Annotated in this window: 12 protein-coding genes; 7 read left to right on the forward strand and 5 right to left on the reverse strand. The window is 72.2% G+C overall.

What is annotated here, in order from left to right; all coding sequences use genetic code 11:
* Window positions 1-212 precede the first annotated feature (212 nt).
* A complete protein-coding gene (locus ACZ6KY_RS28920; RefSeq protein ID WP_469313205.1) occupies window positions 213-1,847 on the reverse strand; it encodes an acyl-CoA dehydrogenase family protein in 1,635 nt (544 codons plus the stop codon).
* The gene (locus ACZ6KY_RS28925) at window positions 1,792-2,181 is read right to left on the reverse strand and encodes a transposase (protein WP_469313206.1); all 390 of its coding nucleotides are present in this window, start codon (window positions 2,179-2,181) and stop codon (window positions 1,792-1,794) included. Before ACZ6KY_RS28925 ends, ACZ6KY_RS28920 begins: the two co-directional genes overlap by 56 nt.
* 228 nt (window positions 2,182-2,409) lie before the next feature.
* Between ACZ6KY_RS28925 and ACZ6KY_RS28930 the strand changes: the two genes are divergently transcribed.
* Together ACZ6KY_RS28930 and ACZ6KY_RS28935 are read left to right on the forward strand one after the other, a co-directional pair.
* A complete protein-coding gene (locus ACZ6KY_RS28930) occupies window positions 2,410-3,579 on the forward strand; it encodes a YihY/virulence factor BrkB family protein (RefSeq protein WP_469313207.1) in 1,170 nt (389 codons plus the stop codon).
* A gap of 431 nt (window positions 3,580-4,010) precedes the next feature.
* Window positions 4,011-4,745: a helix-turn-helix domain-containing protein gene (locus ACZ6KY_RS28935; protein ID WP_469313281.1), complete on the forward strand. Its 735-nt coding sequence runs from the start codon at window positions 4,011-4,013 to the stop codon at window positions 4,743-4,745.
* Between the two features lie 35 nt (window positions 4,746-4,780).
* On the opposite strand, the gene ACZ6KY_RS28940 is transcribed toward ACZ6KY_RS28935, so the two are convergent.
* A complete protein-coding gene (locus tag ACZ6KY_RS28940) occupies window positions 4,781-5,194 on the reverse strand; it encodes a VOC family protein (RefSeq protein ID WP_469313208.1) in 414 nt (137 codons plus the stop codon).
* A gap of 330 nt (window positions 5,195-5,524) precedes the next feature.
* Between ACZ6KY_RS28940 and ACZ6KY_RS28945 the strand changes: the two genes are divergently transcribed.
* Complete coding sequence (locus ACZ6KY_RS28945; protein ID WP_469313209.1) at window positions 5,525-6,208, forward strand: ThuA domain-containing protein; 684 nt, start codon at window positions 5,525-5,527, stop codon at window positions 6,206-6,208.
* Between the two features lie 175 nt (window positions 6,209-6,383).
* Window positions 6,384-8,138 carry a carboxylesterase/lipase family protein gene (locus ACZ6KY_RS28950; RefSeq protein WP_469313210.1) on the forward strand — a complete coding sequence of 585 codons (1,755 nt, stop codon included), beginning with the start codon at window positions 6,384-6,386 and terminating at the stop codon, window positions 8,136-8,138.
* A gap of 246 nt (window positions 8,139-8,384) precedes the next feature.
* On the opposite strand, the gene mmuM is transcribed toward ACZ6KY_RS28950, so the two are convergent.
* Entirely contained in the window at window positions 8,385-9,311 is a 927-nt protein-coding gene (mmuM, locus tag ACZ6KY_RS28955; RefSeq protein ID WP_469313211.1) for a homocysteine S-methyltransferase, read from the reverse strand.
* A 385-nt stretch (window positions 9,312-9,696) separates the two neighbouring features.
* Here mmuM and ACZ6KY_RS28960 point away from each other — a divergent pair, with 385 nt between their 5' ends.
* The 3 genes from ACZ6KY_RS28960 to ACZ6KY_RS28970 all read left to right on the forward strand — a co-directional run bounded on the left by ACZ6KY_RS28960 (window position 9,697) and on the right by ACZ6KY_RS28970 (window position 12,892).
* Window positions 9,697-10,299: a nitroreductase family protein gene (locus ACZ6KY_RS28960; RefSeq protein WP_469313212.1), complete on the forward strand. Its 603-nt coding sequence runs from the start codon at window positions 9,697-9,699 to the stop codon at window positions 10,297-10,299.
* Window positions 10,300-10,372: 73 nt separating this feature from the next.
* Window positions 10,373-11,161, forward strand: a complete 789-nt coding sequence (locus ACZ6KY_RS28965; protein ID WP_469313213.1) for a class I SAM-dependent methyltransferase — start codon at window positions 10,373-10,375, stop codon at window positions 11,159-11,161.
* Between the two features lie 321 nt (window positions 11,162-11,482).
* A complete protein-coding gene (locus ACZ6KY_RS28970; RefSeq protein ID WP_469313282.1) occupies window positions 11,483-12,892 on the forward strand; it encodes an RICIN domain-containing protein in 1,410 nt (469 codons plus the stop codon).
* Window positions 12,893-12,916: 24 nt separating this feature from the next.
* Here the strand turns inward: ACZ6KY_RS28970 and ACZ6KY_RS28975 are convergent, their stop codons facing one another.
* Window positions 12,917-14,593: a rhamnogalacturonan lyase B N-terminal domain-containing protein gene (locus ACZ6KY_RS28975; RefSeq protein WP_469313214.1), complete on the reverse strand. Its 1,677-nt coding sequence runs from the start codon at window positions 14,591-14,593 to the stop codon at window positions 12,917-12,919.
* Between the last annotated feature and the right edge of the window lie 19 nt (window positions 14,594-14,612).

Here is a 14,612-nt window from a genome sequence, read left to right on the forward strand (position 1 = left end):
CATCTCACATCGTGCCTGCTCTCGGCCGGGTCCGCCGGGCCTTCGCGCAAGGTGCACAAAGGAATGCAACGGTCTGCAACTCTCGCCAACGGTCACAAGGTTCCTTGAAACTGACAGCGATGCCGCCTGTGCGGTGTCCTAGCTCCTCAACGGGGCCAGCGGCGGGGGTGGTGCCGTGTCGGCGCAGCACCACCCCCGCTCCAGCGCCTCCGTCAGGCCACCGGCCGGGCCCGCTCCACCACCGTGGCCAGATCCAGACTGTGCGGCAGCGTGCCGAACGCCGTGCCCCAGTCACCGCCCAGCCGTGAGGCGCAGAACGCGTCGGCGACCTCCGGGGGCGCGTACCGCACGAGCAGTGAACCCTGGAGCACCAGCGCGATCCGCTCGACCAGACGGCGGGCACGGGCCTCGATACCGTCCAGGTCGGCGAGTTCGGTCAGCAGGTTCTTGATGGCCCCGTCCAGCCGGTGGTCGGCGCCGCGGGCCTGGCCCACCTCCCGCAGATACGCGTCCAGGGCCCCCGGCTCCCGCTGTAGCGCGCGCAGGACGTCCAGCGCCTGCACATTGCCGGCGCCCTCCCAGATGGAGTTGAGCGGCGACTCGCGCAGCAGCCGCGGCATGCCCGACTCCTCGACGTAGCCGTTGCCGCCCAGGCACTCCAGCGCCTCCACCGCGACCGGCGTACACCGCTTGGTCACCCAGTACTTCGCGGCCGGCACCGCGAGCCGCAGGAACGCCCGCTCCTGCTCGCTCCCGTCGTCGTACGCCGCGGCCAGCCGCATCGCCAGGGTGGTGGCCGCCTCCGACTCCAGCGCCAGATCGGCGAGGACGTTGCGCATCAGCGGCTTGTCGAGAAGCCGGCCGCCGAACGCCTCGCGATAGGTGGAGTGGTGGATCGCCTGCGCGACGGCCTGCCGCATCAGCGAGGCCGAACCGAGCACACAGTCCAGCCGGGTCGCCGCGACCATCTCGATGATGGTGCGCACCCCGCGCCCCTCGTCGCCCACCCGGCGCGCCCAGGTCCCGTCGAACTCGACCTCGCTCGACGCGTTGGACCGGTTGCCGAGCTTGTCCTTGAGCCGCTGGACACGGAAGACGTTCCGGGTGCCGTCCTCCAGGACCCGCGGCACCAGGAAGCAGGTCAGTCCGCCCGGAGCCTGCGCCAGCACGAGGAAACCGTCCGACATCGGCGCCGAGCAGAACCACTTGTGCCCCGTCAGTGCGTACGTCCCGTCCTCGGCGAGCGGTCGCGCCTCGGTCGTGTTGGCGCGTACGTCGCTGCCGCCCTGCTTCTCGGTCATGCCCATACCGAAGAGCACGCCGGCCTTCTGGGACGCCGGCCGCAGTTCCTGGTCGTAGACCGTGGACGTCAGCCGGGGCACCCACTCGGCGGCGAGCGCCGGGTCGGTGCGCAGCGCGGGCACCGCCGCGTGGGTCATCGACAGCGGGCAGCCGTTGCCCGCCTCGGCCTGCGTCCAGACGACGAAACCGGCCGCGCGCCTGAGGTGTCCGCCGGGCCGGGTCCAGGCCGAGGTCAGCCCCGCCGACACACCCTTGCCGAGGAGGCGGTGCCAGGACGGGTGGAAGTCGACCTCGTCGATCCGGTTGCCGTAGCGGTCGTGGGTGCGCAGCTTCGGCGGGTTCTCGTTGGCCAGCGCACCCCACTCCTGGACCTGGGCGGAACCGGTCGTCCGGCCGAGCGACGACAGTTCCTCGCGCGCCTCCTCGAGGAGTTCGGGATCGAGATGCCGGTCGACCGCCTCGGCGAGGGCCCGGTCGGCGGCGAATACGTCATATCCGACCAGGGGCGGAGCCTGGTTGGTCACGGTGTGGGTGCTGGCTGCCATCCCCTGATCCTCGCAGGGAATCCCGGCCTTCAGGCCGGGCGGGAACGCGATCCTTGGCCCGGAGGCGCGGAGCGCCGGAGTTCTCTGCGCTGCGGGGTGACGATCGGACCGGCCGCTTCTGGTTCTCGACGTGGTCCTGGGCGATGGCCGCCGGTGCGCCGCCGCGGGATCCCGCGAAGTACGACGGGACCGGAACACGGACCGCGTGCCGGTCCGGTTGATCCGGCCGGTGCACGAGCGGGTGGACGTGATCGCCTTCACCGCCGACCTCGTGCGGCTTGGCGCCGAAGCTCTCGCACACGTCCCGCACGATCGCCTCGCGGCGCCTCAGCATCTCACCGTCGAAGATCTCACGCCGGTAGCCAATGCGGGCGCACCGCCGAGGAGAACCGGCCCGCACGGGGAAAGCTCCACCGTGTCGCCTGCGGCCACACCGCACGCCGACACGGTCGGAGCCATCGACGTTCTACGGGCCGGGCTGGTCCGTCGCGACGCCGACCTGGTGTAACGAGAAGCCCCCCGGCTTCAACCGGGGGAGGAGTCACACCGCTACCGTAAGGGCGTGCACCAGGCAAAAGAAACAGCTGAACGGCCGCGCTCGGGCCGCTTTCACCGCGCTCGCGCGCTCTACCGGAACGTCTCCAAGCGCAGGACCGCCTGGCTGCTGATCAAGGACACCGTCAACTCGTGCATGGAGTACCGGATCCTGGGGCTGGCGGCCGAGGCCGCCTTCTTCACGCTCCTGTCCGTGCCGCCGCTGCTGCTGAGCATGGTCGGGCTGCTCGGATACGTGGACGCCTGGACCGGCGCCGACACCATCGCCAGCGTGGAGTCCAACATCCTGGACGCGTCCCGCAGGGTGCTGACGCAGAAGGGCGTGCACCAGATCGCCGAGCCGATCCTGCACGACGTGATGAAGGGCGGCCGGCCCGACATCATCTCCCTCGGCTTCCTGTTCGCCCTGTGGTCGGGCTCGCGCGCGGTCAACGTCTTCGTCGACACCATCACCGTGATGTACGGCCTCGACGGCACCCGGGGCATCGTGAAGACCCGGATGATGTCGTTCCTGCTGTTCATCGTGGCCCTGCTGATCGGCTCGGTCCTGCTCCCGCTGATGGTGGCGGGCCCGGACGCCGTGGTGCACGTCGTGCCGTGGTCGACGACCGTCGTGCAGGTCCTGTACTGGCCGGTCGTCATCGTCCTGTCGGTGGCCTTCCTGACGACGCTCTACCACGTGTCCGTCCCGGTGCGTTCTCCCTGGGTCGAGGACGTGCCGGGCGCCCTGGTCGCCCTCGCCATGTGGGTGCTCGGCAGCTTCCTGCTCCGCATCTATCTGACCAACGCCATCGAGGGCCCCACCATCTACGGCTCGCTCGCCGCGCCGGTCGCCGTCCTGCTGTGGATCGGTGTCGCCGCCTTCGCCGTCCTGGTGGGCGCGGCCGTCAACGCCGCCATCGACCGGGTCTGGCCGGCCGCCGCCACCGCCGCGGCCCGTGCCGCCAACGAGCGGCTGCGCGAGGCCCAGGCCGCCGAGTACGTGGCTCGCGTCGCCGCGCACCGCTCCTACGACGCCGATCCCGACGACCCCGACATGCCCTCCGAGTTCCCGGAACGCTGGTCGCGCTTCCTGCCCCCGGAGGACGTGACGTCCCGCCTGCGCACGCACGCCAAGAACACCCACCACACCCCCCGCGCCCACAAGAACGGCGAGGAGCACCCCCCGGAGGTGTGAGCCCGTCCCGCACGGCTGACGTCTCGCACGGCTGACCGGGCGTTCCATCGGCAGAGGGGCGAGCGCGGCGCCGGCCGAGGGGCCGGGCTGAGAGGCTGCCGGACGCCGTCCGAGAGCCGCGGGTCCGTCGGGCCGGGGGATCGCGTCCGACGCCGCCCGGGAGGACCTTCACGGCCTTCAGGACCCTCGCCGCGGAGATGGTGCGCGACCAGACCGGCCAGGAGCTGGTCCTGGACCGGCTCCTCGACCCGCTGACGATCACCGCCCGGCGGGCCTGGTTCTCCCGCCCCGAGGCCGTGGCGCCCGGCTGGTACCGGCCCTCGCCCGCCGTACGTTCCACGGCAGCGCCTTCGCGCCGTCGAACACATTCGAACGGGTGTACGGTGTGGGCCCCCCGGAGTGCCGGGCTCGCCCGGCGTAGCCTGGCGTCCATGTACGCGGAACGGGCGTCCCGGCTACGGGGCGCGGTCGTGTGGAGCCGCGACCTGCCCGGCCCGGCGCCCGGTCCTGGGTCTGGTCCCGGGTTCGGAGGCGAGTCCGGGGTCGCTCGGGGAGTGGTCCTTCCGGACGGCTGCATGGATCTGCTGTGGACCGAGGGGCGGCTGTTGGTCGCCGGTCCCGACACGCGGTCCTTCGTTCCGGACGGGGTGCCCGGCGGCTGGGCGGGCGTCCGTTTCTTCCCCGGCACCGCGCCCGCGTACCTGGGCGTACCGGCGAACGAACTCCGTGACCGGCGCGTGGAGTCGAGTGACCTGTGGCCCGCATCCGAGGTGCGCCGTCTCATCGCGCGGATCGACGCGGCCGCCGACCCCGTGGACGCGCTCGAAGAGGTCGCGCTGCTCCGGGCGGCCGACGCCGAGCCCCCCGATCCGCTGCTCCGGGAGGTGGTGGCCGCGCTGGACGCGGGCCGCCCGGTCGCCGAGACCGCTGACCGACTGGGCCTGGGAGCAAGGCGGTTGCATCGCCGCTCACTCACGGCCTTCGGCTACGGGCCCAAGACCCTGGCCCGCGTCCTGCGACTGCGACGGGCGCTCGCCCTCGCCCGCGACGGGGTGCCCTTCGCGGAGACCGCCCTCCGGGCCGGTTTCGCGGACCAGGCCCATCTGGCGCGAGACGTAAGGGAGTTGGCGGGCGCGACGCTCGGTGAACTGGTCGGCAACCGGTAGGGAGCCGGACTGCTGTGCCGGACTACTGTGCCGGACTACTGTGCCGGGTCCCGCTCCCCGGGCAGACGGGCGAACAGGTCGACGCCGTTGCCGTCCGGGTCGTGCACGACGGCGTACCGCATGCCCCAGAAGGCGTCCCAGGGCTTGAGTTCGCCGTGGTGGCCGGCGGCGACGAGCTCCTCGTACACGGAGTCGACCTCGGCGGGGCTGTCGCAGAGGAACGCGAGCGACACCCTGCCGCCGCCGCTCGGGGGCTGCCACCCGGCGTGGAACGACCGGATGGTCTCCTCCGTGTCCAGCGCGAGGCGCGGACCGCCGGGCAGCTCGGCCTCGACGTGCGGCTCGTTCTCGGCGCCCTCGGGGAAGACGAGCCCGAGACGGCGGTAGAACGCGAGGGAGGCGGCCATGTCGGAGACCGCCAGGCCGATCAGATCGAATCGTGGAGTCATGCGGTCACCGTAGGCGGGCGAGGCCCGCCCGGTCTTGAACGAATCGGACACCTTGCACTCACCGTGTCCGCCCGGCCTGCCTTGGCCGCCCGGGCCGTTCGACGCCCTTGCCTCGCGCGGAGTGCCCCTGCCTGGCCTGCCGCCTGGCCGCCCGCCGTGCCCTGCCGCCCGAACCGGCTGCCCGCCTGCCAGGCCCAGGCCTGCCGCCTGCCGTGACCACCCCGCCAGCCTCGCCAGCCTCGCCAGCCTCGCCAGCCCGCCCGTGCGCCCCGCCTGCCCGGCGGCCGTTCCCCGTACCGCCGGGGGCAGGGGCCGCCCTAGGCTCCGGGCATGGTCTTTCGCGTTCTCGTGTACACCCGTACGACCGGCTACCGGCACGACTCCATTCCGGCCGCCGTCGCGGCCGTGCGCGCCCTCGGTGACGCGTACGGTTTCGCGGCCGACGCCACCGAGGATCCCGCGGTCTTCGAGGCGCCCCTCGACCCGTACGCGGCGGTCCTGTTCCTGTCGACGAGCGGCGACGTCCTGACGCCGCCGGGCCGCGACCGGCTCGCGGCCTACGTCGAGGGCGGCGGCGGCTTCGTCGGGGTGCACTCCGCCGCCTGCACGGAGTACGACTGGCCCCACTACGGCGGCCTGCTCGGCGCCCGCTTCGACCGGCACCCGGACCTCCAGCCGGGCAGGGTCCTCGTCGAGGACCACGGACATCCCGCGACCCAGCACCTGCCGCCCGTCTGGGAGTTCACGGACGAGTGGTACGACTTCCGCTCCAGCCCGCGAGGTTCGGTGCGCGTGCTCGCCTCCGCCGACGAATCCTCCTACGAGGGCGGGGGGATGGGCGACGACCACCCCCTGGTGTGGTGCAGGGAACAGGGCGCGGGCCGGGTCTTCTACACCGCGCTCGGACATGAGGCACGGGCGTACGAGGACCCTGGCTTCCGCGGACATCTGCTCGGCGGCATCCGCTGGGCGGCGCGGAGGCCCTCGGCCGCCGGTCCTGAGCCGACGCGCTGAAACGCGCCGCCCAGTGCTACCGGTCGGCCCGGACCCGGCGCGAAGGCCGGAGCCGCACGGCTCCGTACGGCTCCGCACGGCGATATCGGCCGAACAGGGGACATCCGAAGGAATACCGGGAAGTGATGTGGTGCTCTGATCTTTACGACGCGCGACGGTGAGGAGCTGGTCCCGGATGGCGGTGGACACGGTGGATCCGGTGGCGGAGGCGAAGGACCCGGTGGTCGCCACCCCGTACGGAGCGGTGCGCGGCCGGTACGAGAGCGGGATCGCGGTCTTCCGGGGCATCCCGTACGCGGCCCCGCCCTTCGGCCCCCGCCGCTTCCGCCCGCCCGTGCCGCCCGAACCCTGGGACGGCGTCCGGGAGGCCGGCGCGTTCGGGCCGACGCCGCCGAAGCCGCCGTACTCCGAAGCGTTCGCCCGGCTCCTCGGCGACCCCGTCGTGCCCGGCGACGACTGCCTCAACCTGAACGTGTGGACTCCGGAGCCGGACCCCGGCGCCCGGCTCCCCGTCATGGTGTGGATCCACGGCGGAGCCCTGACGCGCGGTTCCTCGGCCGTGCCCGTGTACGACGGGCGTGCCTTCGCCCGCGACGGCGTCGTCTTCGTGTCCGTCAACTACCGTCTGGGAGTGGAGGGTTACGGCCTCTTCCCGGACGCCCCCGCCAACCCCGGGCTGCGCGACCAGCTCGCCGCGCTGGAGTGGGTGCGGGAGTCCGTCGCCCGGTTCGGCGGCGACCCCGACCGGGTGACCGTCTTCGGCGAGTCCGCCGGAGCCATCAGCATCGGCGCGCTGCTCGCGAGCCCGCGCGCCCAGGGCCTGTTCCACCGGGCTGTGCTGCAGAGTGGGCCGCCCGAGGCGAGCGACCGCGACAAGGTGCGCCGGATGGTGCGCAGGATGGCCACCCGGCTGAGGATCCCCGCGACGGCGGAGGCGTTCGCCGCCGTCGACCGCGACCTGCTCCTGCGCACCCAGGCCGACGTGGGCAGACTCAGCAGTCCGGTGCTCGGCGGCCCCGCCTTCGGCATCGTCGTCGACGGCGACCTCGTGCCGCGCGACCCGCTGGAGGCCCTTGTCGAGGGCGCCGCGCCCGACGTCGGCCTTCTGCTCGGCTGGACCCGCGACGAGTACCGGCTGTGGCTCGTACCTGGCGGGCTCCTGGAACGCGTCGACCGGCTCGGCCCGGTCGCCCTGGCCGGTGCGATGGCCCGCTGCCACTGCGGCCACGAGGTGCCCCGCGGCTACCGCGCCATCCACTCGGAAGGCGGCACCGCCGATCTCGTCGGGCAGATGATCACCGATCATCTCCTGCGGGTCCCGCTGCACCGCCTCGCCGACGCGCGCAGCGGCCGGCCCACCGCGTCCCTCGACGCGGACGTCCCCGGCGTGGGCCGGGCCTCCGCGCATGTCTACGAGTTCGCCTGGCCGTCCAACGTGCCCGACCTCGGTGCCTGCCACGCCCTGGAGCTGGGCTTCGTCTTCGACACCGCAGGCACCCCGGATGCGGCGAAGCTCGCGGGCGAGGGCGCCCCGCAGGAGCTGGCGGACGCCATGCACGGCGCGTGGGTGCGGTTCGCGGTCGACGGCGACCCGGGGTGGGCCGCCTGGGACGATTCCCACCCGGTGCGGATCTTCGGCGCCGGTGACCCGCACACCGTGCACGGCCCGCGCGACCGCGAACTCGCCCTGTGGGAAGCCGAATCGGCCAGAGCCGCGACCAAGCCCGTGACAAGGCCCACCGACAAGCCGTTGATCAAGCCAGCCGATGAGCCCGCCGACGGGTCCGCCGACAAGCCCGCGGACCACCCGGCCGGTTCGGCGGAGGGCCCGCCCACGTCCGGCCGTCCCGTTGACGCGTCCGCGCGCATCGCGACACCGCTGTCGGCCGTACGACGCTTCCGTCGCTCGGGCGGCGCCGGGCGGACGTGAGTCGGGCCGCGGTCCAGGGCGGCGCCGAGTCCGGGGCCGTGAGCCGAGGGTGCCCAGAGTCCCGGGGCTGGGGGGTGGGCGCCGCCCTGACGCGGGCTGCCCTGGGGCGGGCGGGCTCGGACGGCCGGGTACGCGTCACGCGCGGGCTTCCCGGCGCGGACAGGCCGGGATCAGGTGACCGCCCGCATGGTGCCTTCCGGTGCGAGCCGGAGTGCGGCGCCCGAAACCCGGGGGTGCCGCGCGGGCCTACGCGGCCCGCAGTGTCGCCGTGATCCCCGTGATCGCCTCCGGGCCCACCCGGCAGCACCCGCCGATCAGCCGGGCCCCGGCCCGCTCCCACCCGCCGACCTGCGCGGCCGTGAACGTGGAACCGCCGGTCCAGGCGCGGGCCCGGGAGTCCCACGCCTCGCCGCTGTTCGGATAGACCACGACCGGCTTTCCGGTCACGCGCGCGGCCGTGGCGACCGCCGCGTCGACGTCCTCGGGGGCGCAGCAGTTGACCCCGACCGCGATGACCCCGTCCGCCTCGGCGGCCAGACCGAAGGCCTCCTCCAGCGGCTGCCCGGCCCGCGTGCGGTCACCGGCCACGCTGTACGACAGCCACGCCGGTACGCCGAGTCCGCGCACCCCCCGCAGCAGCGCCTGGGCCTCGTCCGTGTCCGGGACCGTCTCCAGGGCCAGCACGTCGGGCGCGGCGGCGGCCAGCACCTCCAGACGCGGCCGGTGGAACCGCTCCAGTTCCGCGACGCTCAGCCCGTACCGCCCCCGGTACTCCGAACCGTCCGCGAGCATCGCCCCGTACGGGCCCACCGACGCGGCGACCCACAACGGTCGCGCGACGCCCTTCGCGTGCGCGCGCCGGGCGGACTCGCGCGCCAACTCGACGCTCAGGCCGAGCAGTTCGGCCACCCGCTCGTGCGGGATGCCGCGTCGGGCGAACCCGTCGAACGTCGCCTGGTAGCTGGAGGTGATCGCCACGTCCGCGCCCGCCTCGTAGTAGGCGAGATGCGCCTCGACGATCGCCTCGGGCAGGTCCGTGAGCAGCCGCGCGGACCACAGTTCGTCGCTCAGGTCGTGTCCGGCCGCTTCGAGCTGGTTGGACATGCCTCCGTCGAGTACGACCGTGCCGGAGGACAGCGCGGCGGCGAGGGTGAGGGTGTTGTCGCTGGCCATGCCACGACGCTAGCCGATCCGGGGCGACGCGCCCGGCACGGTCCACCTGCCGAACGGCCGTCCCGCTGAGTGAGACACAGGGGGCTTGCCCTGCCCGGCGGCGGGAGTCGCGGGCGGCCGACGGCGCTCGCGTCTCCGGCGACCGGTGTCACTCATACCGCTCGTACCACTCCTGCCGCTCGCGGCGCCGGGGCCGCGACAACCCGCTGACCGCGGTCCGCTGACGTTCGGACCGCCGGACCGCCGGACCGCCGGACGACCGGACCGCCGGACGACCGGACCGCCGGACGACCGGACGGCCGGACGGCTGGACCGCCGGTGACCGAGGCTTGATCCTGACGGCTCCCGGTCTCCTCCGGCCCGGCCCCTGGCAGGATCAGGTGACATGGAGTTCTCCGAAGTGGTCCGTCGCCGTCGCATGATCCGGCACTACTCCGACAAACCGCTGACCCCCGAGGCGGTGGAGAGAATCCTCGCCTCCGCGCTGCGGGCTCCGTCGGCCGGCTTCTCCCAGGGCTGGGCGTTCCTCGCGCTCACCGACCCCGCCGACCGCGCCCGGTTCTGGCCGTTCGTCCCCATCCGCGCCGAGCGGACGCCCACCATGCGGAACGCCCCGCTGGTCGTCGTGCCGCTCGCCCACAAGGCGGCCTACCTGGAGCGTTACGCCGAGCCGGACAAGGGCTGGGGGGACCGCGCGGAGGCCCGCTGGCCCGCCCCGTACTGGTACATCGACACGGGGATGGCCGCCCTCATGATGCTGCTCAGCGCGGTGGACGAAGGACTCGACGCCTGCTTCTTCGGGATCATGCCCGAGCATCTGGATCCGTTCCGTACCGAGTTCGGGGTCCCCGAGGAGTACGCGCCGATCGGCGGCATCACGGTCGGCTACCGGTCGGACGACGTTCCCGAGCAGGGCTCCCGTATCGCGGAACGCCGGCGCGGAGTCGCCGAGGTCGTCCACCGGGGGCACTGGGGCCTGCACAGTTGAAACAGCCGCACACCTGCACACCTGAGCAGCTGAACCACTGACGAGGCACCGGGCCGGTCTCTAGCCTGGACGCATGCTGCGTGACATGTTCGACGAGGTCGCCGAGCTCTACGACAGTGCCCGCCCCGGCTACCCGCCCACCCTGGTCGAGGCCCTGATCACCGGGGCGGGGGTGTCCCCTGGCGGGCACGTCCTGGAGGTGGGCCCGGGAACGGGACAGCTGACCGTGCCGCTGGCCCGCGCGGGACTGCGGATCACCGCGGTCGAACTGGGTCCTTCGCTGGCGGCGGTGGCCCGGCGCAACCTGCGTCCGTTCCCGGACGCGGGCGTCGAGGTCGCCGCCTTCGAGGAGTGGAGCCCCCCGTCCGGCCACCGGTTCGAGCTGGCGGTCAGCGCCACCGCCTTCCACTGGATCGACCCCGCGGTCCGCGTGCCCAGGATGGCCGCCGCCCTCGCCCCGGGCGGCACCCTCGCCCTGGTCACCACCCACCATGTGGCGGGCGGTTCGGCGGAGTTCTTCGAGCGTGCCCAGCGCTGCTACGAACGCTGGGACCCCGGCACACCGCCCGATCTGCGCCTGTCCGACGAGACCACGGTGGTCTCGGACGTCACCGAGCTCGACGCCTCCGACCGGCTCGGGCCGGTCGAGATCCGGCGCTTCCCTCAGGAGATCACCTACACGACCGCGGCCTATCTCGACGTCCTGCGCACCTACTCCAACCACCGGGCACTGCCGGCGCCCGCGCTCAGCGGACTCCTCGACTGCGTCGCCGAGCTGATCGAGAACCGGCACGGAGGCAGCATCACCAAGCGCTACCTGCACGAGCTGATCACGGCTCGCCGGGTTTCTCCGCGCCAATGACTCCGCGGAGCCGGTGGGCCCTTACCGGTAGGGCCCCGATCGGTAAGGCCGCTTCGTCGCGGGGCGTCCCGGTAGCTTCCTGGCGGGCCCGGCAACACGGCACCAGCACCAGCGGCACCTCTGACCGTCCCGGCCGCCCCACGAGCCCCGCCCCGAAGGACCGGTCCCGTCCGCCCCGTTGACCTCGTCGTAGTACGCGCTTACTTTTTCGGCGGCAGCGTTCGTAATCGCAGATAATGTTCGGCATACCGGACGGACGGTCATCGCATGAGCCGCATGAACCGCACGAGTTCTACGAGCCGCATGAGTGGTACGAGCAAGGTGAGACGTGTGTACGCCCTCCTCGCCGCCCTCTGTCTGGCGGTCGCCGGGGGACTCCTCGCCGCCGGGCCCGCGCAGGCGGCGGCCCAGACCATCACCAACGGCACCCAGTTCAGCGACACTTCGGGCGCCGCGGTCCACGCGCACGGCGGTGGAGTCGTCAAAGTGGGCAGCTACTACTACTGGTTCGGCGAGAACCGCAACGCCGACAACACCTTCAGATACGTCGACGCCTACCGCTCCACCGACCTGAAGAACTGGGAGTTCCGCAACCACGTCCTGACCCAGTCGAGCGCCGCCGAGCTGGGCACGGCCTACATCGAGCGGCCCAAGGTCATGTACAACGCGTCCACCGGCAAGTTCGTCATGTGGATGCACAAGGAGAACGGCGTCGACTACAGCGAGGCGCGTGCCGCCGTCGCCGTGTCGGACACGGTGGACGGCGCCTACACCTACCAAGGCAGCTTCCAGCCGCTCGGTCAGTACATGTCCCGTGACATCACGACCTTCGTCGACACCGACGGCACCGGCTACATGGTCTCCGCCGCCCGCGAGAACTACGACCTCCAGATCTACCGGCTCACCGCCGACTACACCGGCATCGCGGCCCTCGTCGCCGACCCCTGGCACGGCGGACACCGCGAGGCGCCCGCGCTCTTCAAGCGGGGCGGCGTCTACTTCATGCTGACCTCCGCCGCCACCGGCTGGAGCCCCAACCAGCAGCAGTACGCCACCGCCACCTCGATCGCCGGCCCCTGGACCGCGATGGCGAACGTCGGCGACTCCACGGCGTACGGCTCGCAGACGGCGTACGTCCTTCCCGTGCAGGGGACTTCGGGTACCTCGTACCTCTACATGGGCGACCGCTGGGGCGACTCCTTCGGGGGCACGGTCAGCGACTCCCGTTACGTCTGGCTGCCGCTCGCCTTCCCGACGACGACCACGATGTCCCTGTCCTGGTCCCCGGAGATCACCGTCGACACGGCAGCCGGGACCATCGGCGGAACGAGCGCCACCTACGAGACTTTGACGGCCCGTCACTCCGCCAAGTGCGCGGACGTGCCCAACCAGTCGCTGTGGCAGGGGGTCGCGCTCGCCCAGTACACCTGCAACGGCGGGGCGAACCAGAAGTTCTGGTTCAAGTCCCTCGGCAGCGGCTACTACGAGCTGATGGGCCGGGGCAGTTCCCTGTGCCTGACCGAGAACGCCACCGGCGTCACCCAGGAGAACTGCGCCGGCGCCACCGCCCAGCAGTGGTCGGTGACGGCCTCCGGCGGTTATGTGCTCCTCAAGGCCAGGGCGTCCGGCGAGTGCCTGGACGTGTCCGGCGCGTCCACCGCCAACTCCGCGCCGCTCATCACGTACACCTGCAACGGCGGCGCCAACCAGCAGTGGACGCGCGGCACTTGAGCGACGGCATCACCGACACCGGCCTCAGGCCAGCAGATCCAGCGCGTCGATCGACGTGCCGGCGCTGAGATACGACGTCGTCCCCGAACCGCTCACCACGTCGATCCTCAGCACGTTGTACTGACTGGTGTCGGTGAGCCAGGCGCTGGCCGGCACGCTGTAGGTGAACGTGTAGTTGTTGCCGCGGTACGAACCGACCGTCAGGGAACGGGTGCTCGGCTGGGTGGGCGGTGAGGGGACCGACGACACCCAGCTGTTGACCGTGACCTGCGGTCGGCCGTTCGCGTAGGCGGTGGTCACCCCGATCCGCAGGGTGTGCGCGGCCGCGGCCTGCGCGGCCGTGAGCTTGAAGTAGACGAGCAGACCGCTGTTGACGTCCTTCCAGATGTACGCCGGGAAGGACGCGGTCTCACTGCCGCTGCCGATGACCACGTTCCCGGTCCACGCGGCCGCCCGGACGTCGGACGGATGCGCGTACGTCATCAGGTCCGCGTTCTTGAACCCGGAGGGCGTACCGTCCCAGCCGCCGATCCGCCAGATCGCGCTCGCGTTGGCCGGGTCGTTCGAGGACGCGATGGCGATGGTGTTCAGGGTGGTCGTGGCACCGGCCGTGACGGTCACCGAGGTGGTGTGGACGGCGAGTTCGCCCTTGAAGACCGTGACGGCGTACGTCCCCGGCAGGACGCCCCCGATCGAGAAGTATCCGTCCGAGGACCGCGCCGAACCCCAGTACTGGGCAGCCGAGCCGGCGAGCCCGACGGTGTACGCGTACGTGGTGTCGCGCCCCGAGATGCCGACGCCCGCGACCTTGCCCCGGCCGCTCGCCGCGACGTACCCGGAGATGCCGAGCGAGTCCGCCCACGCGGTGGTCAGGGTGCCCGGATACAGCGAGGAGGAGGGCGTGCCGCCGTCCGTGAGGGCGATGACGTACGGGCCCTGGAGACCGAAGCGTTCGGACTCGGTCTGGTTCTCGCCGTAGTACAGGATCTCGTACAGGCCGCCGCCGTCCGTGCTCTGGTGGCGCAGCAGGGAACGGTAGAACGGGCCGCCGGACGCCTTCTCGTGGTTGGAGCGGACGATGTACAGGCCGACACCGCCGGTCGTCCAGCCGATCGCGGAGTAGTCGATGACGCGGCGCTTCGCGTAGTGCTTCGAGCGGGTCTGGCCGTCCGACTTCGCGAACACGTCCGCGGACTCGATGACGGTCGGCGCGTAAGTGTAGGAATCCGGTTCGTCGTTGAGGAACAGGCCCGCCTTGACGCGCACGATGTAGCGGGTGGCGGTGACGGAGGTGTCGGCCTTGTTGGTCCACACGTAGATGTTGTTCTCGCCGCTGCGGGCCGCGTAGTAGTGCTTGAGCGTGCCGTAGGCGACGGAGACCAGGATCGTCGTGCCGGACTGCGTGATCGTCACGGTGGAGGTGCCGAGGCCGGACTCGACGTGCGAGTTCTTGCCGCCGTAGCCCTGGTACTCGGTGCCCTTGTAGACCAGCGAGGTCAGGTCGCCGTTGGTCTTGCTCACCTTGAAGACGAGGCTCGCGCCGGTGTCGACGACGTAGTTCGAACCGTCGTCGCTCCAGCCGAAGGCCGCGGCGGACGCGGCCTTCGCGAGCGGCCCGGCGAGGGCGGCGGTGCCGGCGACGGCGGCGCCGCCGAGCACGAAGGCGCGGCGTCGGACCGGCCGGTTCAGGGATCCGGACATGGGGGTGCCTCCTTCGGGG

Source organism: Streptomyces sp. NPDC042002, assembly GCF_055588305.1.

What these genes read in the sequence shown, in the direction of transcription:
- ACZ6KY_RS28960 (WP_469313212.1), top strand. Translation starts at nt 9,697, where the DNA reads ATGGAGTTCTCCGAAGTGGTCCGTCGCCGTCGCATGATCCGGCACTAC.
- ACZ6KY_RS28925 (WP_469313206.1), bottom strand. Translation starts at nt 2,181, where the DNA reads ATGCTGAGGCGCCGCGAGGCGATCGTGCGGGACGTGTGCGAGAGCTTC.
- mmuM (WP_469313211.1), bottom strand. Translation starts at nt 9,311, where the DNA reads ATGGCCAGCGACAACACCCTCACCCTCGCCGCCGCGCTGTCCTCCGGC.
- ACZ6KY_RS28940 (WP_469313208.1), bottom strand. Translation starts at nt 5,194, where the DNA reads ATGACTCCACGATTCGATCTGATCGGCCTGGCGGTCTCCGACATGGCC.
- ACZ6KY_RS28920 (WP_469313205.1), bottom strand. Translation starts at nt 1,847, where the DNA reads ATGGCAGCCAGCACCCACACCGTGACCAACCAGGCTCCGCCCCTGGTC.
- ACZ6KY_RS28975 (WP_469313214.1), bottom strand. Translation starts at nt 14,593, where the DNA reads ATGTCCGGATCCCTGAACCGGCCGGTCCGACGCCGCGCCTTCGTGCTC.
- ACZ6KY_RS28965 (WP_469313213.1), top strand. Translation starts at nt 10,373, where the DNA reads ATGCTGCGTGACATGTTCGACGAGGTCGCCGAGCTCTACGACAGTGCC.
- ACZ6KY_RS28950 (WP_469313210.1), top strand. Translation starts at nt 6,384, where the DNA reads ATGGCGGTGGACACGGTGGATCCGGTGGCGGAGGCGAAGGACCCGGTG.
- ACZ6KY_RS28945 (WP_469313209.1), top strand. Translation starts at nt 5,525, where the DNA reads ATGGTCTTTCGCGTTCTCGTGTACACCCGTACGACCGGCTACCGGCAC.
- ACZ6KY_RS28935 (WP_469313281.1), top strand. Translation starts at nt 4,011, where the DNA reads ATGTACGCGGAACGGGCGTCCCGGCTACGGGGCGCGGTCGTGTGGAGC.